At 40.1% G+C, this 23,790-nt stretch carries 24 protein-coding genes and 2 pseudogenes; 17 read left to right on the forward strand and 9 right to left on the reverse strand.

Translation table 11 applies throughout. The features are described 5' to 3' along the window. The first annotated feature begins 38 nt into the window (after window positions 1–38). Together M3234_RS06295 and M3234_RS06300 are read left to right on the forward strand one after the other, a co-directional pair. Entirely contained in the window at window positions 39–1,109 is a 1,071-nt protein-coding gene (locus M3234_RS06295; RefSeq protein WP_262304126.1) for an NAD(P)H-dependent flavin oxidoreductase, read from the forward strand. A gap of 32 nt (window positions 1,110–1,141) precedes the next feature. Next, the gene (locus tag M3234_RS06300) at window positions 1,142–1,789 is read left to right on the forward strand and encodes a phosphatase PAP2 family protein (protein WP_262303887.1); all 648 of its coding nucleotides are present in this window, start codon (window positions 1,142–1,144) and stop codon (window positions 1,787–1,789) included. Window positions 1,790–1,863: 74 nt separating this feature from the next. On the opposite strand, the gene M3234_RS06305 is transcribed toward M3234_RS06300, so the two are convergent. The 4 genes from M3234_RS06305 to M3234_RS06320 form a co-directional block, all read right to left on the reverse strand. After that, on the reverse strand, window positions 1,864–2,532 hold the full coding sequence (locus M3234_RS06305) for a DUF2642 domain-containing protein (RefSeq protein ID WP_262303888.1): 669 nt from the start codon (window positions 2,530–2,532) through the stop codon (window positions 1,864–1,866). 178 nt (window positions 2,533–2,710) lie between these two features. After that, window positions 2,711–4,255 (reverse strand): hypothetical protein, encoded by a 1,545-nt coding sequence (locus tag M3234_RS06310; RefSeq protein ID WP_262303889.1) that lies wholly within the window; start codon window positions 4,253–4,255, stop codon window positions 2,711–2,713. Window positions 4,256–4,312: 57 nt separating this feature from the next. Beyond that, window positions 4,313–4,852, reverse strand: coding sequence for a hypothetical protein (locus M3234_RS06315; protein ID WP_262303890.1), 540 nt, complete (start codon window positions 4,850–4,852; stop codon window positions 4,313–4,315). 136 nt (window positions 4,853–4,988) lie between these two features. Further along, the gene (locus M3234_RS06320) at window positions 4,989–6,059 is read right to left on the reverse strand and encodes a CotH kinase family protein (RefSeq protein ID WP_262303891.1); all 1,071 of its coding nucleotides are present in this window, start codon (window positions 6,057–6,059) and stop codon (window positions 4,989–4,991) included. Window positions 6,060–6,238: 179 nt separating this feature from the next. Here M3234_RS06320 and M3234_RS06325 point away from each other — a divergent pair, with 179 nt between their 5' ends. The 3 genes from M3234_RS06325 to M3234_RS06335 all read left to right on the forward strand — a co-directional run bounded on the left by M3234_RS06325 (window position 6,239) and on the right by M3234_RS06335 (window position 10,441). Next, window positions 6,239–6,868 (forward strand): hypothetical protein, encoded by a 630-nt coding sequence (locus M3234_RS06325; protein ID WP_262303892.1) that lies wholly within the window; start codon window positions 6,239–6,241, stop codon window positions 6,866–6,868. Window positions 6,869–7,149: 281 nt separating this feature from the next. Then, a complete protein-coding gene (locus M3234_RS06330; RefSeq protein WP_262303893.1) occupies window positions 7,150–8,502 on the forward strand; it encodes an arsenic transporter in 1,353 nt (450 codons plus the stop codon). A gap of 457 nt (window positions 8,503–8,959) precedes the next feature. Further along, the gene (locus M3234_RS06335) at window positions 8,960–10,441 is read left to right on the forward strand and encodes a pyruvate kinase (protein ID WP_262303894.1); all 1,482 of its coding nucleotides are present in this window, start codon (window positions 8,960–8,962) and stop codon (window positions 10,439–10,441) included. Window positions 10,442–10,624: 183 nt separating this feature from the next. Here M3234_RS06335 and M3234_RS06340 read toward each other — a convergent pair whose 3' ends face one another. From M3234_RS06340 to M3234_RS06350, 3 genes are all read right to left on the reverse strand, one after another. Beyond that, window positions 10,625–11,944 (reverse strand): D-serine ammonia-lyase, encoded by a 1,320-nt coding sequence (locus tag M3234_RS06340; RefSeq protein ID WP_262303895.1) that lies wholly within the window; start codon window positions 11,942–11,944, stop codon window positions 10,625–10,627. A 155-nt stretch (window positions 11,945–12,099) separates the two neighbouring features. Then, window positions 12,100–12,210 (reverse strand): YjcZ family sporulation protein, encoded by a 111-nt coding sequence (locus M3234_RS06345; RefSeq protein ID WP_082692766.1) that lies wholly within the window; start codon window positions 12,208–12,210, stop codon window positions 12,100–12,102. 92 nt (window positions 12,211–12,302) lie between these two features. Further along, complete coding sequence (locus tag M3234_RS06350; protein ID WP_262303896.1) at window positions 12,303–12,605, reverse strand: hypothetical protein; 303 nt, start codon at window positions 12,603–12,605, stop codon at window positions 12,303–12,305. Between the two features lie 707 nt (window positions 12,606–13,312). On the opposite strand from M3234_RS06350, the gene M3234_RS06355 reads away from it, so the two are divergent. After that, entirely contained in the window at window positions 13,313–13,573 is a 261-nt protein-coding gene (locus M3234_RS06355) for a metal-sensitive transcriptional regulator (RefSeq protein ID WP_066304931.1), read from the forward strand. Between the two features lie 33 nt (window positions 13,574–13,606). On the opposite strand, the pseudogene M3234_RS06360 reads toward M3234_RS06355, so the two are convergent. Both M3234_RS06360 and M3234_RS06365 read right to left on the reverse strand, forming a co-directional pair. Further along, window positions 13,607–13,924, reverse strand: a pseudogene (locus M3234_RS06360) (redoxin domain-containing protein); the annotation flags it as partial. A 15-nt stretch (window positions 13,925–13,939) separates the two neighbouring features. Continuing rightward, a complete protein-coding gene (locus M3234_RS06365; RefSeq protein ID WP_262303897.1) occupies window positions 13,940–14,116 on the reverse strand; it encodes a hypothetical protein in 177 nt (58 codons plus the stop codon). Window positions 14,117–14,327: 211 nt separating this feature from the next. On the opposite strand from M3234_RS06365, the gene M3234_RS06370 reads away from it, so the two are divergent. The 11 genes and pseudogenes from M3234_RS06370 (at window position 14,328) to M3234_RS06420 (ending at window position 23,781) form a co-directional block, all read left to right on the forward strand. Then, window positions 14,328–14,900, forward strand: coding sequence for a YckD family protein (locus M3234_RS06370; RefSeq protein ID WP_262303898.1), 573 nt, complete (start codon window positions 14,328–14,330; stop codon window positions 14,898–14,900). A 200-nt stretch (window positions 14,901–15,100) separates the two neighbouring features. Then, window positions 15,101–15,750, forward strand: a pseudogene (locus M3234_RS06375) (response regulator transcription factor). Beyond that, entirely contained in the window at window positions 15,747–16,610 is an 864-nt protein-coding gene (locus M3234_RS06380; protein ID WP_262303899.1) for a HAMP domain-containing protein, read from the forward strand. The pseudogene M3234_RS06375 and the gene M3234_RS06380 overlap by 4 nt, the downstream one beginning before the upstream one ends. A gap of 5 nt (window positions 16,611–16,615) precedes the next feature. After that, complete coding sequence (locus M3234_RS06385) at window positions 16,616–17,119, forward strand: sensor histidine kinase (protein WP_262303900.1); 504 nt, start codon at window positions 16,616–16,618, stop codon at window positions 17,117–17,119. Between the two features lie 115 nt (window positions 17,120–17,234). Beyond that, window positions 17,235–17,666: a cytochrome c-type biogenesis protein CcmH gene (locus M3234_RS06390; RefSeq protein ID WP_262303901.1), complete on the forward strand. Its 432-nt coding sequence runs from the start codon at window positions 17,235–17,237 to the stop codon at window positions 17,664–17,666. A 407-nt stretch (window positions 17,667–18,073) separates the two neighbouring features. Then, window positions 18,074–18,304 carry a glutaredoxin family protein gene (locus tag M3234_RS06395; protein WP_262303902.1) on the forward strand — a complete coding sequence of 77 codons (231 nt, stop codon included), beginning with the start codon at window positions 18,074–18,076 and terminating at the stop codon, window positions 18,302–18,304. Between the two features lie 277 nt (window positions 18,305–18,581). Next, complete coding sequence (locus tag M3234_RS06400; RefSeq protein ID WP_262303903.1) at window positions 18,582–20,525, forward strand: CoA-disulfide reductase; 1,944 nt, start codon at window positions 18,582–18,584, stop codon at window positions 20,523–20,525. Window positions 20,526–21,089: 564 nt separating this feature from the next. Then, a complete protein-coding gene (locus M3234_RS06405; protein ID WP_262303904.1) occupies window positions 21,090–21,569 on the forward strand; it encodes a DsrE/DsrF/DrsH-like family protein in 480 nt (159 codons plus the stop codon). 82 nt (window positions 21,570–21,651) lie between these two features. Then, complete coding sequence (locus M3234_RS06410) at window positions 21,652–21,948, forward strand: rhodanese-like domain-containing protein (protein ID WP_262303905.1); 297 nt, start codon at window positions 21,652–21,654, stop codon at window positions 21,946–21,948. Window positions 21,949–22,000: 52 nt separating this feature from the next. Continuing rightward, complete coding sequence (locus tag M3234_RS06415) at window positions 22,001–22,570, forward strand: sulfurtransferase TusA family protein (RefSeq protein WP_262303906.1); 570 nt, start codon at window positions 22,001–22,003, stop codon at window positions 22,568–22,570. Between the two features lie 83 nt (window positions 22,571–22,653). Continuing rightward, complete coding sequence (locus tag M3234_RS06420) at window positions 22,654–23,781, forward strand: MBL fold metallo-hydrolase (protein WP_262303907.1); 1,128 nt, start codon at window positions 22,654–22,656, stop codon at window positions 23,779–23,781. The last annotated feature ends 9 nt before the right edge of the window (window positions 23,782–23,790 follow it).

A 23,790-nucleotide genomic window follows, 5' to 3' on the forward strand; every position in this document is an offset into this window, starting at 1 on the left:
TTTAAAGAAACTTCAGAAAATTATGGCGGTGAAAAATGATGTCGAAAAATTCATTAACCAAATTATTTAACATTCAGTATCCCATTATTCAGGCACCTATGGCCGGCGGGGTCACCTCGTCTGAGCTGGTCGCGGCCGTATCCAATGCCGGCGGGCTAGGCATGATCGGGGCAGGCTATTTAACCCCGATTCAGTTGGAAACACAAATTAAAGAAATTCGTAAGTTAACAGACAAAAATTTTGGCGTCAATCTATTTGTGCCAATCCCATATGAAATGGATGAGGAAAAACTTCAAACAGCCAAGCAATTTTTACAGGAAATTTTAACAGAGTTGGAGATAAAGGATGAGTCGCCGCAGTTGCCAACTTATGAAACTGACCTGAAAACCTTCCATGAACAGATCGATATTTTAATAGAGGAAAAGATTCCGGTTTGCTCGTTTACTTTTGGGCTTCCATCAAAGGAAGTTGAAACGAAGTTAAAACAAAATTCGTCATTATTAATAGGAACTGCAACAACGGTCCAAGAGGCGCTTCTGAACGAAAAAGCTGGAATGGATGCCGTTGTGGTTCAGGGCGTCGAGGCAGGAGGCCACCGCGGGACCTTTCATCGGAGCGCCAATGAAAGTTTAATCGGACTAATGTCGCTGATTCCGCAAACCGCTGATAATATCACCATTCCGATTATAGCGGCAGGAGGAATTATGGACGCCAGAGGTTTGATGGCTGCAAGATGCCTTGGAGCCCAGGCCGTGCAAATGGGAACAGCCTTTTTGGTATGCAAGGAAAGCGGAGCGAACCATCTGCACAAGGACGCTATTCTTAAAGCTACTGAAGACGAAATGGTCTTAACCAAATCTTTTTCAGGAAAAACGGCAAGAGGAATCCATAACCGTTTCATTGAGAAGCTGAAAATGGCTGAGGAGAGTCTGCCTGACTACCCATTGCAAAATGAGCTGACCAAAGCGATCAGAAAGGCTGCAGCTGCAAACGGAAAAGTAGACTTTCTTTCACTTTGGGCTGGCCAAAGTCCACGACTGGCCAAGAAACAAACCGTAGATGAGCTTATTCAAAAAATCGTTTCCGAGGCAGAGGAACTGCGAATTTGAATAAGTATTTATGATAAGAGGGGTAGGGAACAGTGAGCAGATTTACAAAAAAGCTGCCGTATTTGTTGGTTCTGTTGGTATTTCCGTTGTTAGCCGGAATATATCAATTACTTAACAATCGGCCGAATAAAGCAGTGGTTTTGACAACCACTTTGGACCAGGAAATTCCCTTCCTGCCAGTATTTATTATTCCCTACATCCTTTGGTATGGGTATATTTTCTGCTATTTGATTTATTTTTGCTTTAAGAATACGAAGGTCTATTTCAAAACAATCTTACTAATTGTGACAGGAGAACTGATTTGTTTTCTGATTTATTTCTTTTTACAGACTCACGTCCCACGGCCGGCGCTTGAGGGGGACGGTTTCATGACGTTGCTGGTTCAGTGGATTTATACCAAAGACCAGCCATACAACTGTTTTCCAAGCATCCATGTGTTAACCACCTTTGCGGTTATGCTGGCGTCGCTTCATATTAAAAGCAAGCATGTCCTAAACACGGCTTGTATTCATATCGTTGGAAGTCTGATTATCATCTCAACACTGTTTGTGAAGCAGCATGTCATTTTTGATATGATTGCGTCCATGTTCCTGGTTACATTCCTATATGGACTGGCATTTGAACTATTGTCAATCCGAGTTACCGAAAAATCACAAACCGCTTACGTGAAAAATAAGTAAAAAACGGACAACTCTGTCCGTTTTTTTAGGTCTAGTCTGGCTTGTTCACTTACCCGCCGAAAAAAATAGGATGTCTACGTCATGTGCACCGTTTTAATATGCTGGAGATTTAAATAAACTGGATCTCCCTTTGCTGTAATTAACTCTACGAAATTATCCTTGATTCCTTGTATTTTACCCATTACATTTTCATTTTCACCTATATTAAATACAATCAATTCGCCCTTTAGTTTTTCAATTTGAATTTCAAAGGATCTGGCAAATGTGATATTGCTTGGGTTTACCGGCAGGCTGGCATTGCTCAAGCCGTAAGGCCGTTGATGGTTTGTATATGGGATCAGCCATTTCAGATGGTTTAAGGAGATGAACATCGTTTTGTAGATAGGGGAGTAAAACACAAAGTAATTGTTCATGATGCTGATAATATAGCCGTGCAGTGCTTGGTTACTAGTTACATATATTTCTGAAAAAATTCCCTTTGCCGATGTCAGTGTTTTCCTCAATGAGATTTCTTCATTATGATTATATATGGGGGTAGGTTCATTCGTCAGTGTGAACTCATCAATTTCGTCTTTCTTTAAAAATTGCCAATTCTGAATATGAACGGTTGGTATATATAAATAATCATGGCCGTTGAATAAAACGCATAAATCGCTGCCGACATCTACCATCATGCCGCTTAATAATTTTTTTCCTGATAATTCAAGTTTCACATATTTACCGATATTGCTTTTCAAATTCATTCATTCACATCCTTTCTGATAGAACGACTTTACAAAAAGAGAAGGGCAGTCAAAATACCTATGGCAATCGTCTCAGGGAACAACATCGTGTGCCCGGCTCCTTTTTGTAAGTTGATTCATTTGGTATCGAATTCATTGATGTGTTGGTTGTGTAAGCCTTCATGGTCATTGGTAGTGATTAAAAATTTAAAAAACCTGATGTTTTCTTCACCTTGTTCGGGAATCCGGCAAATGGGAAGGCTCTTGCGGTATCATTTACTGGTGGTTCACCGCCAAATAGGAATGCTCTAGTATTTTTGTTTTTTGTAGGTTTATTGGAAATCGCCTGGGATTTCACTTTTTCTTTCGTAGCTTCGGTTGCAACCGAGGCTTTTTTATCATTCATTGCTGCTACGCGCTCACCTGCAAAGCGTTTCGATTTCTTTTCATGGCTGATTGGTTTCCAGACATAACTCGTATTGTTCTTTTCCATAACCATATCCTTTGAGTGCTTTTCTTTTTGTGGAGATTCCGATTTTGCTGCCTCTTTTTGTTTTTCTTGATTAGATTCCTGCTTCTGTTTTTCTTTGTCCTTAGCTTCCTGCTTTTGTTTGTCTTTGTCTTTTGATTCCTGCTTCGGTTTGTCTTTACCCTTTGCTTCCTTAGGAGGGAGTGGAAGTGGTTTTACTTTCATCATTTTTGGCTCATCATTTGGTTTATCCTTTTGGCCACTTTCATGTTGGCCTTTCTTATCCATATTGCCTTTGGAAGCTTTTTCCGTGGACTTCGATTTTTCTTTGTTGGAATCGGAGGAAGCCTCTTCTTGACACGGTACACATGTTTCGGCCTTGATCGGTTTCGACCAGGAGGTGGTAGTGCTTTGCTGCAAGACAGTTACTTGCTGGTGCTTTTCGTCATCCTTGTTAACGTGCTTTGATTTCTTTTCGTCATCTTTGTTATCATTCTTTGATTTGTTATCGTCATCTTTGTTATCATTCTTTGATTTGTTATCGTCATCTTTGTTATCGTGCTTTGATTTCTTATCGGATTTTCCTTGCTCCGTGTGATGGGTATTTGCCTGCTTGTCAGATTTGTGCTCACGCTTTTCAGCAGCTAGATCTTTTTGCGCGGATTTATTGTCTGTTTTTTCAGCAGCGGCTTGATTATTTGAATGCTGGTCTTTTTTATCGGCGGATTCTTCTTTTTTCTCTGATTTGCTGTCTTTCTTATCTGAATCCGATTTCTCATTCGACTTCGATTTATTGCTGACGTCCTTGCTTTGACTTTCCGCCTTTTCACTCTTTTCTTCTTTGTTTTCCTCTTCTTTAATAACTCCTTTTAGGATGTTTGAAACATAATCCAGTTTTAGCAGGATTCGCTCTTCACCGTTTATTAGGGTAACAAAATCGGAATCTACCTCGGCTAGGACTCCGTTAAATCTTTGTTTATGAATACTTAAGATGCTGACCCAGGTATTTTGAAAAGAATTTAAAAGTTCTATTAAGCTCTGTGTTTGTTGGAAATGAGCCTTTGATTTCTGTACTTTAAAATCCTTGGTATTTTTCGTGATTGCCTGAATTTTATCAATCCGATAATAAAAAATATATTTATCTTCGGTTTCCAAAACAACGTGGTCAGATTCGACGCCTAATAATTTTCCTTTATAGACTTCTTCACCGACGAAAAGGTTGACGTCGAAGCCCTGTAGCAAATCTAATGCTATAGTAAATTTCTCTAATCCCATTTTTCAGCCTCCTTTAGGGATAATGGGTCGCTTCTCGGTTGGAGAAGCGACATGATATTATTCGTTATCCTCGTCTTGATTGTTATCATTGTCATCATTGTTATCGTTGTCGTTATTATTGTCATTGTCGTCATCGTCGCCGTCGGATTTTCCGGAATCGTCGTTAGAACCGCCAATGATTAATCCATAGCTGATGTTTCGAATATGTTTCATTGAAAAACGGACGACTTCTTCCTTTACAATTAACGAAGCAATGTCCTTCGTGACATCGTTTAGAACACCCTCTAATGCCTCATGGCCGCCACGGTTGATCCGTATCCATTGATATTTGATGCTTTCCAAAAGTTTGACGAAGTTTTCGGCAGTTTTATACTCGAAGTTCTTAGGAACTTTGATGCCTAATTTCATTAGGTCTTTCGAGCTTTCCGTCACACTTCTGATATGATTGGTTTTGTAATAAACCACTCCATCTCTTTTGGTAAGCAAGATAAAATAATCATCATGAACTGCTAACAATTTACCAATCCTGGACTCTGGGCCGCCCCGATCCACCCTGATTATTTTGCCTACGTACTGCATCATTGCTTCTTTATTCATAACCCATAGTTTCCTCCTTTTATTTAGATAAACATTTACACTGCATCTATATTCGTCATGGTGGGATGTTGTACTAATAAAGTAGCCTTTTTTTCACAGGTTTGCGTAAAAATAGGCAGATGTAGATAGAATCCCATTATTGAAGTTGGAGGAGTTGTTGTGTCAGGAAACGATTCCGTTCGTTAATAAAGTTGTAGATAAATTCTTTCTCTTTATCGAGCCTTTCCTCGGTTGTGTCGAAAAACGGATCTAGGTGAATATAGGGTTTAAGGGAGTTTATCAGATTATCAATCTTAATTTTTTGGGCATCCACAGTAAAATTTTTTTCGAGAATCTGAGACAAAATGCCTAAATATTTCTTCTTAAAATCAGGAAAGTGAAGCAGTCGGCCAGTTAGCGTGTTAAATCCGGTAAGAGGGACAAAGTCATAATCGTTTGGCCTGCCGTGAAGGTCCCGTCCCCAGGTTCCGTCATAATCCCAAGGGGTGATTTCATACAGGCCGGATTCACCATTTTTATAGAGGGCGTAATTATGGATGAATCCATCAAAGTTTTGGGTGCAAACAACACCGGCGAGCCAGGTTAAATATTGGTTAATATCAAGGATTTTCGGAATTTCTGTTTGGAAATCTTCATTTTTTAACGAGTTAATCATCGCGATCCATTGCTCCAGGTCGCTTAAATCTTTTTTATTCCCATATTTAAGCGTATAGCCCTCAAGTAAACTGGTTTTTAAGTTCTTCTCAGGTGTTAAGAGGGAAAAATTGGCATGGTAATTGGTCGCATAGATAATAGGGCCGAGCGGTAATTTCCGCTTTTGCAACAGATATTGGTCAAACGATTCAAGTTCCAAATAAATTCCCTTACAGATTCCGTTTATAAAAAGAAGAACATGTTTTGAGTGCGGCGCAGTGACGCCGATTTTTTCAAAGAAGTCAAGGGACAGCTTGTTTCTTGATAGGGAAATATCACTGTACTCGGCGTTTAGGTGGATTTCATGGGCACCATCAACTAATGTCGGCTTTTGAAATACGATGTGATACGACTTTTTCTTCTTTTTTCTAATGACATTTCCCCGGTAGCATAGCCCAATTTTATAGCGTTTATCACCCATTTTTAAAACACCGGGGACATGGTTCTTCGTCCAAATATCATCATCCAACTGCTTTACTAATTTGGGATTAATGAAAATTTCATATTTTAACATCTTTTTGGCTCCTAAAAACGATAATTTCTAAATATTATGCCTAGTTTAAAAGGAACGTGAGCATTTGGGCGTTTGTATGAATGTTAAAAATTCAATGTGAGTCTATATCAAAAGTCCTTGGGCCGCCATAGATTAGAAATGAGCATATTACTTTTTGGAAAGTGGTGGGTTATTTGGTAATGAAGATTGACGTGGAACAGTTACTATCTGAGGCCCAGGATAATGGCGTGTCTGCATTTCTAGACAATAATCCTGTTGAGACTGTCACTTTGCTTCATAAAAAAGGGAAAAAGGGAAGCAAAGGCAAAGGCTCAAAGGGCGGTAAGGGTTCAAAAGGAAAAGGTGGCTCTAAAGGCAGCAAAGGTACCCAGGGGAGCCATGGTTCGCAAGGCAGTGGCGGATCGAGCGGCAGCTGCGGATCAAGCGGCAGCTGCGGATCGAGCGGCAGCTGCGGATCAAGTGGCAGCTGCGGATCAAGCGGCAGTTGTGGATCAAGCGGCAGCTGTGGATCCCATGGCAGTGGCGGTTCGAAAGGCAGCGGTGGAGCAAAAGGCAGCGGTGGTTCAAAGGGAAGTAAAGGAAAAAAGGGTGGCAAAGGCCCCGGACCAAAAGGAAAAAAAGGTCCAAAGGGTAAAAAAAGTTCAAAAGGAAAGAAATCAAAAGGCAGTAAGGGATCAAAAGGCGGTAAGGGATCAAAAGGCAGTAAGGGATCACAAGGCGGTAAGGGGTCACAAGGCGGAGGCACAAAAGGCAGCAAGGGTTCCAAAGGCGGGAAGGGCTCAAAAGGCAAAAAGGATCATAAAAGTTAAAATTAATCATAAATCTTCCCAACGACAGTGGGGGACAATAAACCGATACTTGAAAGGTATCGGTTTATTCTTTTTTGGGACATTTACCCATTAATGGAGATTTAGGTACTTGACTAATTTGAAAATTCATAGGTAAAAAACTAGTAAATTTAATATGGTTTTTAGCTGATTTTTGAAAAACCGAGATATTCGTTTAGGTCAAGCCCTTCAAAAAGTACGTACTATAAACCAACTAAAAGGCAATTAATTAGTTAGCTAATGAAGGGAGTTATACACTTTTTATGTATCATCCAACATCGATGATCATCACAATATTTGCCTTTCTACTCACTATGATTATGATCTTTATACGGCCAAAAAATATGAACGAGGCCATTCCGGCAACTTTAGGAGCCATCATTGTTTTCCTTAGCGGCAGCGTATCCATTTCAGATTTAATTGATATTAGTTCTAAGGTAACAGGAGCCGCCATCACCATTATCGCCACGATTGTAATGGCGATAGTTTTAGAGAGTTTTGGATTTTTTAGCTGGACTGCAGCCCTTATGTTAAAGCTATCAAAGGGATCGGGGACTTGGCTATATTGGAATACATTATTACTTTGCTTTTTGATGACTCTGTTTTTTAATAATGACGGAAGCATTTTAATAACCACGCCAATCCTGATTTTGATCTTAAAGCATTTAGGATTAAAAAATAGTCAGATGATTCCATATTTATTAAGCGGGGCCCTGATTTCAACTGCTTCCAGCGCTCCCATCGGCGTCAGCAATATCGTCAATCTTATAGCATTAAAAATTATCGGAATGGATTTATACCTTCAAACCGTAATGATGTTTGTTCCCGGGGTAATCGGTTTGTGCTTCTTATCATGTCTATTGTACCTCGTTTTCAAAAAGGACATTCCTCAATCTATTCAAGTCCATTCTTATTCTTTTACACTTCAAAAAAACCTCTTCCATCCGCTTCAGAAAAACTATGAAAACCTGTTTAACCAACAAAAAAGGCTGATGATAAATATGCTAATCTTTGTGTTCTTTGTGAGAATCAGCCTGTTCTTTGCCTCGTTTATCGGGATTTCCGTATCACTGGTGGCTGTTATTGGGTCAATCATTCTATTAATTTGGCGCTGGATCCATTTGAAAAAGAATCCAAAAGATGTCGTCCGAAAAATCCCTTGGCATATTCTTTTATTCGCCTTTGCGATGTATGTGATTATTTACGGGCTTCACAATATTGGCTTGACGGAACTGTTAATAGCTCACTTAAGGCCATTGGTTAACGACAGTTTATTGCATGCCAGCCTTACGATGGGGATGATTACCGCGCTTCTCTCCAATATATTTAATAATCACCCAGCCTTGATGATTTCAACACTGGCATTAACGGAGATGGGTCTCGACCCGCTCATCATGAAGACCGTGTACTTGGCTAATATCATTGGCAGCGATATTGGCTCACTGATTCTCCCAATCGGGACTTTAGCCACGTTAATTTGGATGCATATCCTAAAAACCAATAAAATTTTTATATCATGGCTTGACTATATAAAAGTAACCCTTATTGTCATCCCGCCTACACTCATCTTCACATTAATTTGTTTATACCTGTGGCTGCTGCTTGTTTTTGTCTAGATAGCTGTCCTAATAAGGTATCTGCCTATGCATGTACCTTTTTTGTTTATTTTCTTAAAAGCAAATTGTCCCAATTACCACAAATTATGAGTACGGCAAATTTAGATAAATAGGATTGATTGCTGCATATATAGGCGTCAGCCACACGGTTTCCCAATTAATTTTAGTGGGGCTAAAGTAGCCATACCAATGCAATTTTATATAAATATACATCGGTAATTAACTGTACATACATCGCAGCACCCATTGTCGCATACAATTCAATTATTAAAACCCGTTTTGGCATAAATATGACAATTAAGGAGTATCGCACTCCCAAACAAAAACCCACAATGAAGGCCATCGCCTTGACTGGCAGTATTTAACCGTATAGTATTACCAATTAGGCGTTCTAATATTATGGTGCGATGAAAAGACTGAAATCCTTGGCTATTTTTCCATAAGGGGAGAAACAAAAGTGGCACCGACAACTGACGAGGAATTGATCAAAAATCTCGATAGCTTCTACGAGCACATCGTTGAAGAAAGTGAGCGAGCAATTCAAGAATTCCCCTTAATGCATGCCGTTCTTAACCGTGATAATTTACTAGCTTACTTATCCTTAAAAGAAAAAATGCCTTTATATATTACAAAAGAATTGGTGGTGCAGGGCTTTTTCCCGCTTAATCATTCATATTCTCACGTTATCTATACGTTCAAGCAAATATTAAAACATTTGGGCCACCCTACTAGAGAACCTAAAAACCTCACCTGTCCAACCCCGTATGAAGCGAAAAAGATTTTAAATATAAGAGCGGGCCACCTCCTAGGAAAACGATGGAAACAGTTGCAATCCACCATAATGGTTACCCTTGATGCAAAGATGTCTGACGAAGAGACTCTGATGGAACAGTTATTAATGAATGGCATGACGATTGCCAGAATTAATTGTGCCCATAATCATCAACAAGTCTGGCTACGGATTATCGAAACTTTGCGTAAATCCGAAACGAAGCTGAGAATGGAAGGGAAGTATCAGAATCAGAAGTGTAAAATTTTTATGGACTTAGGAGGTCCAAAGGTCCGAGTCGGCCAGTTGGGTAAGGAAGGAATTTTTGTAAAAAAAGGCGATCTCCTCAGATTGTTTCTTGACTCGGATTTAATCGGCCATCCGGCAAGCGAACATGGTCCTGCGGGAATTCCGGTTACACTTGAAAAAGCATTTCGAAATGTCCGGTTAAACGACCGAGTTTTTATCGATGATGGAAAAATCAACGGAGTCGTCCGCGAGATTTCTTCTAAATTTATTGAAATTGAGATTTTATCCCCCTTTCAGCCGGTTAGGGTCAAACCTGGAAAAGGCTTGAATTTGCCTGACTCTTTATTAAATTTAAACCTTCCCGCCCTAATGGAAAAAGACTATCAAGATTTGGAGTTTGTCGCGAAGCATGCGGACATTGTCGGAATATCCTTTGTCCACTCACCGCTGGATTTGAAAAAGTTGAGGGAAGCTTTGGACCGGTACGGGAAGCGTGATTTGGGGGTAGTGGCTAAAATTGAAACCAAGGATGCCGTACATCAAGTGGCAAGGATTATTTTGGAAGGGTTACATTTTCAATCATTCGGTATTATGATCGCTCGCGGGGACCTTGCTGTTGAGGTCGGCCCAGAAAATCTTGCGGATGTTCAGGAGGAAATTTTGAGGGTCTGTTCAGCCGCATATGTCCCGGTTATTTGGGCAACTGGAGTATTAGAAAAGCTGACGAAAAAAGGCATTCCGGCTCGCTCAGAAATCACGGATGCCGCCCAGGCAAGGCGGGCCGATTGTGTTATGCTCAATAAAGGCCCCCATATTTTGGATGCACTCGTGATGTTGACCAAGCTTTTAAAAGGGAATGAGCATGATTCCTCGAAGACTTCAAAAATTGAAGAGCTGACGAGGCAGTTTGGTATTTTATAGGGGTTTGGAGAATTTAGGCCGTGAAAATGTATGTCCGACTGCTCCAATAAGAGCTATGGGCGTAGTGAGCGCCTTAAAAGAGGCTACGACTGCTCCATAAGAGTTATTGGCGCACTATACCCAAAATTCACTATAAACTAATCCAATTAATCAGCCCAGCCTCCAATGAAGGCGGGGCCACGATTATGAAAAAGTGCCTTTTTGATAATACTCCTCTAATATTTCTTTCGGCACCATGCTGCCGCCGGTTGCCCAGACAATGTGTGTGCTGCAATCCATCTTATCACGTAATCCAACCTTTTCAAGGTACCCATTTCCGTATTTTCCTAGATTCACCGGGCCGATCATCCCGGCTAACGCTGAAGGTTCCAGATCGATGTCCTCTGAATCTGCCAAATCCTTCAACAGCTTATACATCTGCTCGTCGCTAATGGTATAGATCCCTGATAACAATGGTTCCATGACTTTCCCTACAAATCCAGAAGGCCGGCCGACCGCCAGCCCATCTGCGTCGGTTACATTATCGATACCGATATCCCCAACAGAAATTTGGTCGTGCAGCCCCGTCATCATTCCGAGCAGCATGCAAGGGGAGTGAGTCGGTTCGGCAAAGAAACAGTGTACATGATCCCCAAACACGAGTTTAAGGCCAAATGCCACACCACCGGGACCGCCGCCGACTCCGCAGGGAAGGTAAACGAATAACGGGTGATCTCCATCCACCAAAATAGCCGAAGACTCCAATTGCTTTTTTAAACGGAAAGCCGCTACAGCATAGCCTAAAAACAAGTCACGTGAATTTTCGTCGTCAACGAAATGACAGTTAGGGTCAGTCTCGGCCTGACGACGCCCTTCTTCAACCGCTTTGCTATAATCGGCTGCATATTCAATAACGTTAACTCCCTTACTGCGTAGCAAATCCTTTTTCCAATGCTTGGCATCGGCAGACATATGGACCGTAACATTAAACCCCAATTTTGCGCTGATGATGCCAATACTTAAGCCAAGATTACCCGTGGAACCAACAGCGATGGAATACTGCGAGAAAAAGGAACGGAACCTTTCGCTGTCAAGAATCGAATAATTGTCCTCAAGGGTAAGCATTCGATGCTCCAGCGCCAGTTGTTCGGCCTGCTTCAGAACTTCATAAATCCCGCCTCTCGCTTTAATCGAACCGGAGATTGGTAGATGAGAGTCACATTTTAGCAATAATTGCCCCAAGATTTGCTGACTGTAATCCTTCCTCATTAACAGCTTCATATTCGGTAGTTCCACTAACGGCGATTCAATCATACCGCCATCAGCCAGAGTTTCCGGAAAAACTTTCAAGATATAGGGAGCAAAGCGCTTTAACCTTTCCTCTGCAGCCTTCACATCTGCGTAAGTTAGCGGGGATTCAGCCATTCCCTCATTAGCATTTTTTATTTGGGAGTTAAGCCAAAATACCTCTTGTAATGAGATGAGTTTTTCTATTAAAGGGAATTGCTGGGTATGTATTTTCATTCCAAATCCTCCCGAACCCAAGTTAATATTCATTTTAACACACAAGGTTCGCAGACAGTTCACCTATGAAAAAATAAAAACAGCCATGGTTTGGACCATGACTGTCCATTATGAAATTAAACCAAATCGCGGTTTATTATTTCATAATTTCTCCATTAATACCAGTAGCCGCCCATAAAGCTAGCACCTACGATGATCAACAGAATAAATAGAACAACAATTAGAGCAAAACCTGCTCCAGCTCCGTATCCGCCACCGCCGCTCATTCATATCACCTCCATATCTTTATTACAAAATATGATTGGAGGTACAGCGACGTATAGACAAACATGTATTTTTAAGCCATTTTTTTAGTCAGTTAATTGTGTTCGTGGCTTTCGCTGAAGTGTTGGTCATGACTTTCACTGAAGTCTTCAAATTCAGGCCCAGGCGGCATAAAGCCAAACGGCCCCCGCGGAGCCATTTCCGCGCGATACAAGGCAACTATTTCTTCTTTTCGGATTAAAACCTTGACCGGACGAGGAACAGCCCGATTTAATAATACGATGGCATCGGTGCCTACCTTAAGCAGCCTTCCTTCAAAATTCCCATGTGTTGTTACTACATTTACCTCTTCTTTTAAGTGTTCCTTTGCAAATTCATGAAAAATTGTTTCACCCATTTTCCATCCTCCTCTCAGAATAGTAAATGCATATTTTAGGAAAATGAGATTGTTTTATTCATTTTTTTTTATTGGTAAAGAGCTTATTTCCAAATACCTGTAAGCTGCTGGTATTGGGGCGTCACAATGAACTGTGCTTCTTTGTACCCAAAGGTTTGAACGGCATGAGGAACAAGCTGGGATATGGCCTTATCCAATCCGCCCATTTCCGATTTTAATGATATTTTATGGTCAGAACAAGAATTGGTACCTTCGTGGTACATCATGAAATTGTTCAAAAAGTTTTCACGGCCACAAATACCCGTGTAGGTATATAATGAAGTTATAATTGATGTCATTTTAGATGAGGTGGAAATATTGAAGAAAACATCAATGGTGTTGGACCGGTGGCATGAATACGTGGACCTATGAATTGGAGCAATAAACTTTTTTATGAGTATTGCAATAGCGCATGACAAAATGTAAGAACCTTTACATTTTGTCATTTTTTTTGGAGAAAAAATACCCAGATTGTTCATAATTAGAAAATAAAATGCTTATGCTAACAATTCCTATGATTTTACTTGGTAATAATCGGTGTGTTTGATATAATTTATTTTGAGGTAAAATATTGATAGATTATCGAATTGGAATAGTATTGACAGTATACCCTTGTGGGTATAATATAAATCGTATCAGTACTGTTTTAAAGGAGGGCGGATGGATATATGGATTATAATGATCAAATTAAAAATAGAGTTAAACGGATTGAGGGCCAGCTACGAGGAATCTTGAGAATGATGGAAGAGGACAAAGAATGTAAAGATGTCATTACCCAGCTCTCAGCAGCGAGAACTGCCATTGACCGGACGATTGGAGTAATCGTCAGTTCCAATTTGGTTAATTGCGTTCAAAAAGCAGAGGAAAAAGGCGAAAGCATGGAGGATTTAGTTAAAGAGGCTGTTAATTTACTAGTAAAAAGCCGATAAAAAAGGGGCCTACTTAAGCCCCTTTTTTTAGTATTATTGCCGCACTTTTTCAGCTGCATAGCTGATAATATCTGCTGCTGCTTCTCCAAACGGATCTATTTGCTGAGCCTCGATAACTTCCCCTTTATTATCAAGAATTACGAAACCGCGCATTGATTTTGTAGGCTCTTCCGGATCTTTTAGGCCTGCTTTTTCAATCATTTGGAGCGATTCATCCGATAATACCGGAAAATCAAGATTTAATTCCTTTTTTAACTGCTTATGATGTTCTAAAGTGTCAGCACTAATGGCATATATGTCACCAGGAAAACTTGAAAATAAGTTTGTATTTTTTTGCAGCTCGACCAGCTGTGATTTACAGTAGTCTCAGCCAATTCCAGTGAAGAAAAATAGTAATGTAGGCTGCTCCTTGTTATCTAAGTGTACTGTTTTTCCACTTTCATCCTTTAGGGCATTTTCATTCTCATTAGAAGAACATCCATTTCCTATAATAGAGATGACCATCATAGAAAATATAAGTATTAGAAATTTTCTTTTTAGCATGGGATGCACCTCCTTTCTGTATTTTATTTGTTCTTATTATACCCGATGGTGTATGGGTATTTGATTTGCAAATTTGAATAAAAATCAAACTTTCATGAATTTAAGCGAATCTTAACAAGTTCTTGACATTCCCTAAAAAGCTTCTGAAAACTTCTCCTGTAAGTTTAATGTGTAAGAGCAATTTCCACATTTTTTAAAGGAGAGGATTTAAATGAAATGGAGTTATGTTTTGGCTGCAGTTGCTTTTATCGGGGTTTTTTCCTTGGGTGCCTGGTTTTCTCCTATCGAGAAGTCATCAGCAACGGTAAATGACCCAAAATTACCCGTAGTCCAAACAACAAATGAGAAAGAACCGCCTCAACAAGGACAAGCTGGATATTCTTGTCGGATGAATGGAGGACAGATGGGCAGCGGTGCAGGTATGAGAATGATGGGCTCAATGAACGAAGTCATTGCTGATGCGCTTGGCATGTCAAGAGAAGAATTCCAAACAGCCCGTCATGAAGGGAAATCTGTTGCAGATCTTGCAAAAGACAAAGAAATCAGCGTGGATCAGCTTTTAGCTTTTATCATCGAGACAAGAAAAGCAAATCTTGAAAAGCTTGTCAAAGATGGAAAGCTTACACAAGAACAAATGGACTCCATGCTGGAAAATATGACAGCCATGATGAAAGAAGCAATTGAACGGAATACTACGGGACCAATGCATGGGAGTGGAAAAGGTATGGGCTATGGCGGTCGTTGGAGCCAACAAACCCAGACAAATAGTGGTTCAGAAATTTAACAGTATAAACATATAAGCAAGCTCTAGGGCTAAGCCCTAGAGTATTTTTCAGGATTAGATGGTTTGGCAATTTTTACGAATTCGTCATATTTATCAAGCGGAAGGGGGGGGATTCTTCCACTATAATATGAGCAAACTGGGAGGTTGAGAAAATGGATCAGATCATTGCTTTTGTGGATGATGAAATAAAAATCCGGGATATGGTTCGTACCTATTTGGAAAATGAAGGGTTCAAAACGGTTGAAGCTGCAGACGGAGTGGAAGCAGTCGATTTAATGGACAACGATAAAGTGGATCTTATCCTATTGGATGTTATGATGCCGCGTAAAGACGGTCTTCAGTCATTAAGAGAAATTAGGATAAATCATAAACATGTGCCTGTCATCATGCTAACGGCAAAGTCAGAGGAAATAGACAAATTGCTGGGACTTGAAATGGGAGCGGATGATTATATCACCAAGCCATTCAGTTTGCGGGAGCTTACCGCTAGAATAAGAGCGGTCTTGAGGAGGAGCAGCTCAAACGCTGATAACCTTGAAGCAGATGAACTTCTGCTAAGGGATGAAATTACACTCAACTTATCTACTTATGAAGCAAGGATAAACGATGAAATATTGAATCTGACTCCAACTGAATTTAAAATCCTGGTCACGCTCGCGAGAAAACCAGGCCGCGTCTATAGCCGCCTTCAATTGATGAATAGCGCAATGGGGGAGGAATATGTAAACTATGAACGTTCAATTGATACCCATGTCAGCAATTTACGAAAAAAATAGAAAAAGACCCAGCGCATCCGAAATACATTCATACGGTATATGGTATTGGGTATCGTTTCGGTGAAAAGAAATGAATTTGCAAACGAAGCTGATTGCTGCCATTATTGTGATTATTTTGTTCATGGGGATAAGCCAGTCACTCTTTTTGCAATCGAGCATCCGATCGACGTTCCAAAACTATCTGGATCAGCACACAAACAATTTTATGCTCCGGATGGAACAGTCCCTGGAAGCTTATTATGAGGTGTCGGGGTCTTGGGATGATGTGCAGGAGCTTTTCTTTGAATATGATTCCACAACTGGCCAAGGACATGGGATGATGATGGGAAAAATGATGATGAATATGTCCCTGTCGAGTGACGATCTGCTCCTTCTTGATCTGAATGGAAAGGTGATTGGCGACTCGTCAGGCACAAGAATCGGAACAAACGGAGAGGACTTAACCGGTAAAAAAATTTCTTTAAACGTTAACCATGCAAAAATCGGGACTTTGGTCCTTCATCAACGGCAGCTTCAAAATCTTGAAAAGGAATTTATGCAATCATCCAATACGGCAATTTTTATCAGTGGTTTATTTGCAGCAATTGCGGCACTCCTGTCCAGTATTTTCATTGCAAAAAAGATCTCTAAACCATTAAAAGTCCTTATGGCTGGAATTAAACAGATTGGTAACGGACAAAAAGTTCATGGAATCAATATCTCAACCACAGGGGAATTCTACGAACTTAGCAAAGCATTTAATGACATGATCAGGAAATTGGATCGAAATGAAGAGATTAGACGGTCTTTAGTGGCAGATGTGGCCCATGAACTGAGGACACCATTGGCCATACTTCAGGGAAAATTGGAATCAATTCAAGAGGGGATCACCGCTCCAACGGAGGAAACTATCCTTGAACTAACTGATGAAGTATATCGATTAAGCGATTGGTAAAGGATTTGCAACAGTTAAGTCTGGCGGAGGCTGGCAAACTTAAGTTAAATCTGTCACCTGTAAATCTTAATGAGCTGATTGATAAAGTGTGCCACAATTTTAAGTGGCTGGCAGAAGAAAAGGGGATTATGCTTCATCATGATCATATACCCAATAACTGTTCTCCTAGAATAGATGCAGACAGAATGACCCAAGTCTTTGTGAATTTGATTGGCAATGCGCTCCGACATACGCCATCAGGAGGAAAAGTTGAGGTTTCCGTACAACAGCAGGGAGATTTAGTGTTAATACGAGTTGCTGATACTGGACCCGGCATACCCGCTGAGAAACTTCCACATATTTTTGACCGTTTTTATAAAGCGGATGCCTCTAGATCACGGAGTGAAAGCGGCACAGGTCTGGGGTTATCCATTGCAAAGGGATATATTGAAGCACATGGTGGTGTCATAACTGTTGAGAGTCAAGTAGGGAGGGGGACCGTATTTTTAATTACGATCCCAGTTAAATAACAATATTCCAGCCTTAATATGTCATGAAATCGCCATAAAAATAAAACGGGTACATGTTATAATATACTATACTATATGGGGTATATAAACGAACTGTAATGGAGGTGTTTTTACATTGAAACGTATTTTTGGACTGGTCTGTGTTTTTATGCTGCTTTCAGGTTCTCTCCATGCTGCGGCAGAAGAAAAGGCCGCTAAACAAAGCTATGACTATACCAATTCGGAATTTAAAGCGACGGTGGACATGCTTTATATGGATGGGCATAGTAATGACGATCTTGCAAGCTGCCAAGTTAAACAGGAATATTATCAAGATGTGGGCGAGATGTTTTTTGATAAAGGAATGTCGAAGGATGAAATCTTGTATTACTACAAAAATGAACTAGGCGTTCACGCCGTAAATGCCCCGCCTGGAAAGGGCTTTAATCTTGTCCTTTGGGTTCTCCCTTTTCTATTAATCTTTATTATGTTTATCATTATCTATTATGTTGTGAAAAAGTGGAAGCGAAATCAACTTGAGGCTCCAGTCGAGGAGCAAACCTACTAAAATGAGTTGGATGATGTTTACGCATCGATGATTGAAGATGAACGAAAGAAGTTTGTATAATTACTAGTCAGTATTCAATTTTCAAGCGCTTGCCTGCTCTTTTGAATAGCTTTAGAGAGCAGGAATTTTTTACTTTACAATATACCCAGGTGGGTATATAATACTCACTATAAAATAGATAAGTAAGAATGAGAGGGGGGTCCTGACCATGGATAATAAACCAAGAAAAGCCAATGATTGCAGTACAACTGGTTCTTGAGGAATTAGCAGTCTAAAGGTTTCTGAGGATGGGAAGCGGGTAAAACAACCGATTCCAATATGACCAGGAACTCTAGTATGGCTCCTGGGAGGAGCCATTTACTTGATTGTTAAAGCTTTTAGTTAATTTATAAAAAGGAGAGAGTTAAATGAATCAAATTACCGTTTATACAACAAATACCTGTCCCTATTGTGTCATGATGAAAAACTTTCTGACTCAACAAGGACTTACTTTTAAAGAAGTGAATGTTCAACGGGATCAGGCTGCGGCTACTCGTTTAGTAAAAACAACCGGCCAGTTGGGAGTTCCCCAAACGGAAGTAAACGGTCAGTGGGTGTTGGGATATGACCCAGACAAGGTAATGAGATTTGTAAGGTAAAATTTTGTGCAAGAATTACAAATATATGTCCGCCACTTGAAAGGTGAGAAGAGTTCACGTTGAACCAGTTATAAATCTAATTATCTAGGGGCTTTTAGCCCTCTTTTTTTATGAAAATGGAAGATTATGAAGAATTTGTGACAACTATACTATGTTACTTTACATTATCTTCAGGTGGTTTATAATACCCATTTAGGTATATTACTACCCATACGGGTATAGCTAATATATACAATGTTTATAAGTGAAATTTATATTTAATAATGGAGGGATTGTCATGACTAAGAAAGTTATTATTATCGGTGGAGTAGCCGGTGGCGCAACTGCAGCAGCCAGATTGAGAAGAATCAGTGAAGACCTGGAAATTATCCTGGTTGAACGTGGGGAGCATATTTCATTTGCGAACTGCGGATTGCCTTATTATATTGGTGAAACAATTAAGGACCGCAGCAAATTATTGGTTCAGACAGTCAAGGGTATGTCGGAACGTTTTAATCTTTATATTCGCAACTTAAGTGAAGCAGTGAGCATATCGCCTGAAACGAAAACTGTTACAATCAAGAATTTGCAAACTGGAGAAGTATACGTAGAATCATACGATAAATTGCTATTATCGCCAGGGGCTAGACCGATTGTACCGCCAATCCCAGGATTAAATGACAACCAGTCACTATTTACATTAAGAAATATTCCGGATACAGATAAAATTAAGAGCTATGTTGATACTAAGCATCCTAAAAAAGCAGTAGTTGTTGGCGGCGGTTTTATCGGCATCGAAATGGCTGAAAACCTAGTTGATAGAGGGGTGGAAGTGACCATCGTTGAAATGGCCGACCAGATCATGGCGCCGATTGATTTCGAAATGGCCAGCATTCTGCATACTCATTTAAAGGAAAAAGGCGTGAAGCTTATTTTGGAAAACGGAGTGCAATCATTTGCTGATCAAGGTAAAAAAGTAATCCTATCTGATGGCACGGACATTGATACCGATATGACCATCCTTTCAATCGGTGTCAGACCTGAAAATGAATTGGCTAAAAAAGCAGGATTGGATTTGGGCGAGCGTGGCGGCATCATCGTAAACGAATACCTGCAGACTTCGAATGAAGATATCTATGCAGTTGGAGATGCGATTGAGGTTGTTAATTATATTAGCGGTGCAAAGGCAATGATTCCGCTGGCAGGACCGGCAAACCGTCAGGGCCGAATTGCTGCCAATAACATGATGGGCAAGCATGAAAAGTATCAAGGAACATTGGGTACGTCCATTGCCAAAGTATTTGATTTGACTGTTGCGGCGACAGGCAACAACGAGAAAACTCTAAAGCGGTTGGGTGTACCATATGAGGTTGTCCACATCCACCCTAGTTCTCACGCAGGGTACTACCCAGGTGCCGCACCGATCGCGTTAAAATTAATTTTTAATAAAGAGACCGGAAAAATCTTCGGTGCCCAAGCGGTTGGTTCAGATGGCGCTGATAAGCGGATGGACGTCATTGCTACAGCAATCAAAGGCGGCTTAACCGTTGAAGACTTGACCAATCTGGAATTGTCTTATGCACCGCCATATTCTTCTGCAAAAGACCCAGTGAACATGGCTGGTTATGTAGCTGCGAATATAATCGAAGGCGAACTGGAAGCCGTTCAATGGCATGAAATTGATGGAATCGTCGCTGATGGAGGACTTTTAATAGATGTCCGTGAACCTATGGAGCGTGAATTTGGCTTTATCGAAAGCTCAATCAATATTCCGCTTAATGATTTGCGAAACAAATTGTCAGAACTTCCAAAGGACCAAACCATTTATGTTAGCTGTCAGGTGGGCTTGAGGGGCTACTTGGCCAGCCGCATCTTGAAACATAACGGCTTCAATGTGAAAAATGTTGACGGCGGCTGGAAAACCTTTTCATCTGTATTCGGCAGCAATATAAATAGAAATGTTTCTACGTCAACAAACGACCTTGGAGAAACGGTTGTAGAAAACACAAGTGAACTAAAGGTCTATTCAGTAGTGGATGTAAAGGGATTAACTTGTCCAATGCCGATCATTAAATTAAAAAAAGGTCTTGAATCCTTGGATAGCGGCCAAGTATTAGAGCTGCATGTAACAGATAAGGGTGCATTAAATGACCTGCCGGCATGGTCAAAAAATGCGGGCCACTCCATTCTGAAAACAGAAGTAGACAAAAGCTTGATAAAATTTTGGATCGAGAAAAAATAAACAGAGCAAATGCTTAGAGCATGACTAAAATAAAAAGTCATGCTCTCCTTATCTTACGCTATGTTCATACTAACCGTTAATTTTAAGATGCGTTGGTGCTCTCAATATATGTTTCCAACGCAGGATGAAATTCTTTTTGATAATGATTGTCAGGGCAAGTTTTGATGATCGTTGCCTTAAAAAAATTTGATTTGTTTGTCACCAAGGCTTTATTGCAAATCGGACATTTATCTGTAAAAAGGCATTTTATTAGGCTCATTTCTCATGCTCCTTTTCAAAAAAATTAAAACCCCTAATTCTTATATATATACTATGAATTATAAATGGATGGTTCATTTTTTTCAACAGAAGATTACTATTACACATAGATAGGTGTATAACATAATTTATGAGCCGAATAAACAAGTGGTGAACATTAGCACGTTAAAAAAGAGTTGACACCTGGAGCATTTTTAATTAACATTATACCCACTGGGGTAATAATGACAAGTATATTTTTTTGAAACTAACAATACCCATACGTGTATTGGTTTAAATAAAAAATACCATTCAGGAGGTAACAAAATGACAGAGAAAAAGAAAACAACGATTATCTTATTTAGCGGTGATTACGATAAAGCAATGGCAGCCTACATTATTGCAAACGGCGCTGCTGCTTATGATCATGAAGTCACGATTTTTCATACATTTTGGGGATTGAATGCACTAAGAAGGGATGAAAATATTCCTGTTCAAAAAGGGTTTATGGAAAAAATGTTTGCAAAAATGATGCCAAAAGGCGCAGATAAAATGGGACTGTCTAAGATGAATTTCGCTGGGATGGGGCCAAAAATGATTAAGGGTGTCATAAAGAAGCATAATGCAATGACTCTTCCTCAATTAATTGAAATGGCCCAAGAGCAGGACGTTAAATTAGTAGCATGTACCATGACAATGGATTTAATAGGCCTGCAAAAAGAAGAATTATTGGAAAATATTGAGTATGCAGGTGTTGCTGCTTATTTGGCGGATGCGCAAGATGGCAATGTTAACCTATTCATCTAATCACTGACAGGGGGGAAGCCCCTAAAAATAAATGGCGATGTTGATGCCGCCTGGTCATATTTTGAAGGAGGTAAAGTGAACAATGAGAGAAATAAGTGCAAAAGAAGTAGAAACTTTATTGGCAGTAGGCAAAGAATTAAATATCATTGATGTGCGTGAAGTGGATGAGGTCAAAACCGGAAAAATTCCAGGTGCAGAGAATATCCGCTTGGGACTGTTGGAGTTCCGTATGCATGAACTGGATAAGTCGAAGGAATATATTATCGTTTGCCGTTCTGGTGCCCGAAGTGCCCGCGCAGAACAATTTCTTGAATATCATGGCTACAATGTCATGAATATGACAGGTGGAATGATGGCTTGGGAAGGTAATGTAGAGTAATATTTTTTATCGAAAAATATACCAGTAGCGGTATATAATTGGAGGTTATACAATGGAAAACATAAAGGCAAATGTGATACTGAATGCAAAAGGATTGGCATGCCCAACGCCCATTGTTAAAACAAAAAGGGCAATGAAGGATTTGGAAGCCGGTCTTGTGTTAGAGGTGCAAGCAACTGACAAAGGTTCAAAGGCCGATATGAAGGCATGGGCAGAAAGTACGGGGCATCAATATTTAGGAACCTTGGAGGAAGGTCAAGTTTTAAAGCACTATTTACGAAAGTCCTCCCAAGATGAGACATTGGAAAAAAAGCATCCGCTTGTCATTACTAATGATGAGCTTGAAGCCAAGTTGGAAGCCAATGAAAAGATCGTTGTTCTTGATGTGAGAGAAACAGCAGAGTATGTTTTCAATCATATTCCAAAAGCCATCTCCATTCCTTTAGGAGAATTGGATGATCGCATCAGACAATTAAATAAAGAGGAAGAAATTTATGTCGTTTGCCGGACAGGGAGCCGCAGTGACCTGGCTGCACAAAGGCTGGCAGAGAAGGGTTTCACCAATGTTGTCAATGTCGTCCCAGGCATGAGTAAATGGTCGGGAAAAACCACTGGTATTTAAAAAATAGCACCTGGCATTCTATCGATGTTGTAATGAGACAATTTTTTTTGAAATAAAATATACTCTAGGGGGTAATTTTAAAAATGACTATGAAAGCTATGAGTTCAAAAGAAGTAACACAAAAGATTTTTAATAAACAAGAATTATTTATCCTGGATGTCCGAAATGAAAGTGATTTTAAAGATTGGAAAATTGAAGGGGAAAACTTCGAATATCTGAATATCCCGTATTTTGAATTGCTGGATGGCGTAGAGGAGATTCTTGGCAAAATTCCTGCCAATAAGGAAGTTCTTGTTGTCTGTGCAAAGGAAGGTTCATCTGTCATGGTCGCGGATATGTTGTCTGATGCTGGACTAAACGTTTCTTATCTTAAAGGCGGAATGAAGGCGTGGAGTGAGCACCTGGAGCCTGTTAAGGTAGGGGATTTAAAAGATGGCGGCGAACTATACCAATTTGTCCGCATCGGAAAAGGTTGTCTATCCTACATGGTTGTTTCAAACGGAGAAGCGGCACTTATTGATGCTACTCGGATGACAGATGTATACCTTGAATTTGCCAATAAAATCGGGGCGAAAATTACCCATGTAATTGATACACATTTACATGCGGACCATATTTCCGGAGGCAGAAGAATTGCAGAAAAAACAGGCGCTGCTTATTGGCTCCCACCAAAGGATGCAACGGAAGTCACATTTTCCTATCAGCCTTTGGAAGACGGCAATGACGTGGAGATTGGTTCAGTGAAAATTAATATTCACGCCCTTTATTCTCCAGGCCATACGATTGGTTCTACTTCGTTTATTGTGGATGAGAAGTATTTGCTTTCAGGCGATATCTTATTCATTGACTCGATTGGAAGACCGGATTTAGCTGGTTTGGCACAGGATTGGGTCGGTGATTTGCGTGAAAGTTTATATAAACGCTACAGAGAGCTATCTGAGGAACTGATTGTTCTTCCAGCACACTTTATGATTATTGAAGAGTTGAACGACGATGGCATTGTGTCTGAAAAGCTTGGTACATTGTTTACTAAAAACCACGGCTTAAATATTGAAGATGAAAATGAATTTCGTAAACTTGTGACGGAAAATCTGCCGCCACAGCCAAATGCATATCAAGAAATCCGTAAAACGAATATGGGGAAAATAAACCCTGATGAAGAAAAGCAACGTGAAATGGAAATTGGACCAAATCGCTGTGCAGTTCGATAAATTTAACAC

Source organism: Neobacillus niacini (assembly GCF_023715785.1).
GTDB classification, from domain to species: domain Bacteria; phylum Bacillota; class Bacilli; order Bacillales; family Cytobacillaceae; genus Neobacillus; species Neobacillus niacini_E.

Coding starts and splice junctions, on each gene's coding strand:
- M3234_RS06320 (WP_262303891.1), bottom strand. CDS start 6,059: ATGTTAAAATATGAAATTTTCATTAATCCCAAATTAGTAAAGCAGTTG.
- M3234_RS06310 (WP_262303889.1), bottom strand. CDS start 4,255: ATGGGATTAGAGAAATTTACTATAGCATTAGATTTGCTACAGGGCTTC.
- M3234_RS06405 (WP_262303904.1), top strand. CDS start 21,090: ATGACAGAGAAAAAGAAAACAACGATTATCTTATTTAGCGGTGATTAC.
- M3234_RS06415 (WP_262303906.1), top strand. CDS start 22,001: ATGGAAAACATAAAGGCAAATGTGATACTGAATGCAAAAGGATTGGCA.
- M3234_RS06350 (WP_262303896.1), bottom strand. CDS start 12,605: ATGGGTGAAACAATTTTTCATGAATTTGCAAAGGAACACTTAAAAGAA.
- M3234_RS06315 (WP_262303890.1), bottom strand. CDS start 4,852: ATGAATAAAGAAGCAATGATGCAGTACGTAGGCAAAATAATCAGGGTG.
- M3234_RS06295 (WP_262304126.1), top strand. CDS start 39: ATGTCGAAAAATTCATTAACCAAATTATTTAACATTCAGTATCCCATT.
- M3234_RS06380 (WP_262303899.1), top strand. CDS start 15,747: ATGAATTTGCAAACGAAGCTGATTGCTGCCATTATTGTGATTATTTTG.
- M3234_RS06305 (WP_262303888.1), bottom strand. CDS start 2,532: ATGAATTTGAAAAGCAATATCGGTAAATATGTGAAACTTGAATTATCA.
- M3234_RS06420 (WP_262303907.1), top strand. CDS start 22,654: ATGACTATGAAAGCTATGAGTTCAAAAGAAGTAACACAAAAGATTTTT.
- M3234_RS06330 (WP_262303893.1), top strand. CDS start 7,150: ATGTATCATCCAACATCGATGATCATCACAATATTTGCCTTTCTACTC.
- M3234_RS06395 (WP_262303902.1), top strand. CDS start 18,074: ATGAATCAAATTACCGTTTATACAACAAATACCTGTCCCTATTGTGTC.
- M3234_RS06355 (WP_066304931.1), top strand. CDS start 13,313: ATGGATTATAATGATCAAATTAAAAATAGAGTTAAACGGATTGAGGGC.
- M3234_RS06370 (WP_262303898.1), top strand. CDS start 14,328: ATGAAATGGAGTTATGTTTTGGCTGCAGTTGCTTTTATCGGGGTTTTT.
- M3234_RS06325 (WP_262303892.1), top strand. CDS start 6,239: ATGAAGATTGACGTGGAACAGTTACTATCTGAGGCCCAGGATAATGGC.
- M3234_RS06365 (WP_262303897.1), bottom strand. CDS start 14,116: ATGCTAAAAAGAAAATTTCTAATACTTATATTTTCTATGATGGTCATC.
- M3234_RS06340 (WP_262303895.1), bottom strand. CDS start 11,944: ATGAAAATACATACCCAGCAATTCCCTTTAATAGAAAAACTCATCTCA.
- M3234_RS06400 (WP_262303903.1), top strand. CDS start 18,582: ATGACTAAGAAAGTTATTATTATCGGTGGAGTAGCCGGTGGCGCAACT.
- M3234_RS06410 (WP_262303905.1), top strand. CDS start 21,652: ATGAGAGAAATAAGTGCAAAAGAAGTAGAAACTTTATTGGCAGTAGGC.
- M3234_RS06345 (WP_082692766.1), bottom strand. CDS start 12,210: ATGAGCGGCGGTGGCGGATACGGAGCTGGAGCAGGTTTTGCTCTAATT.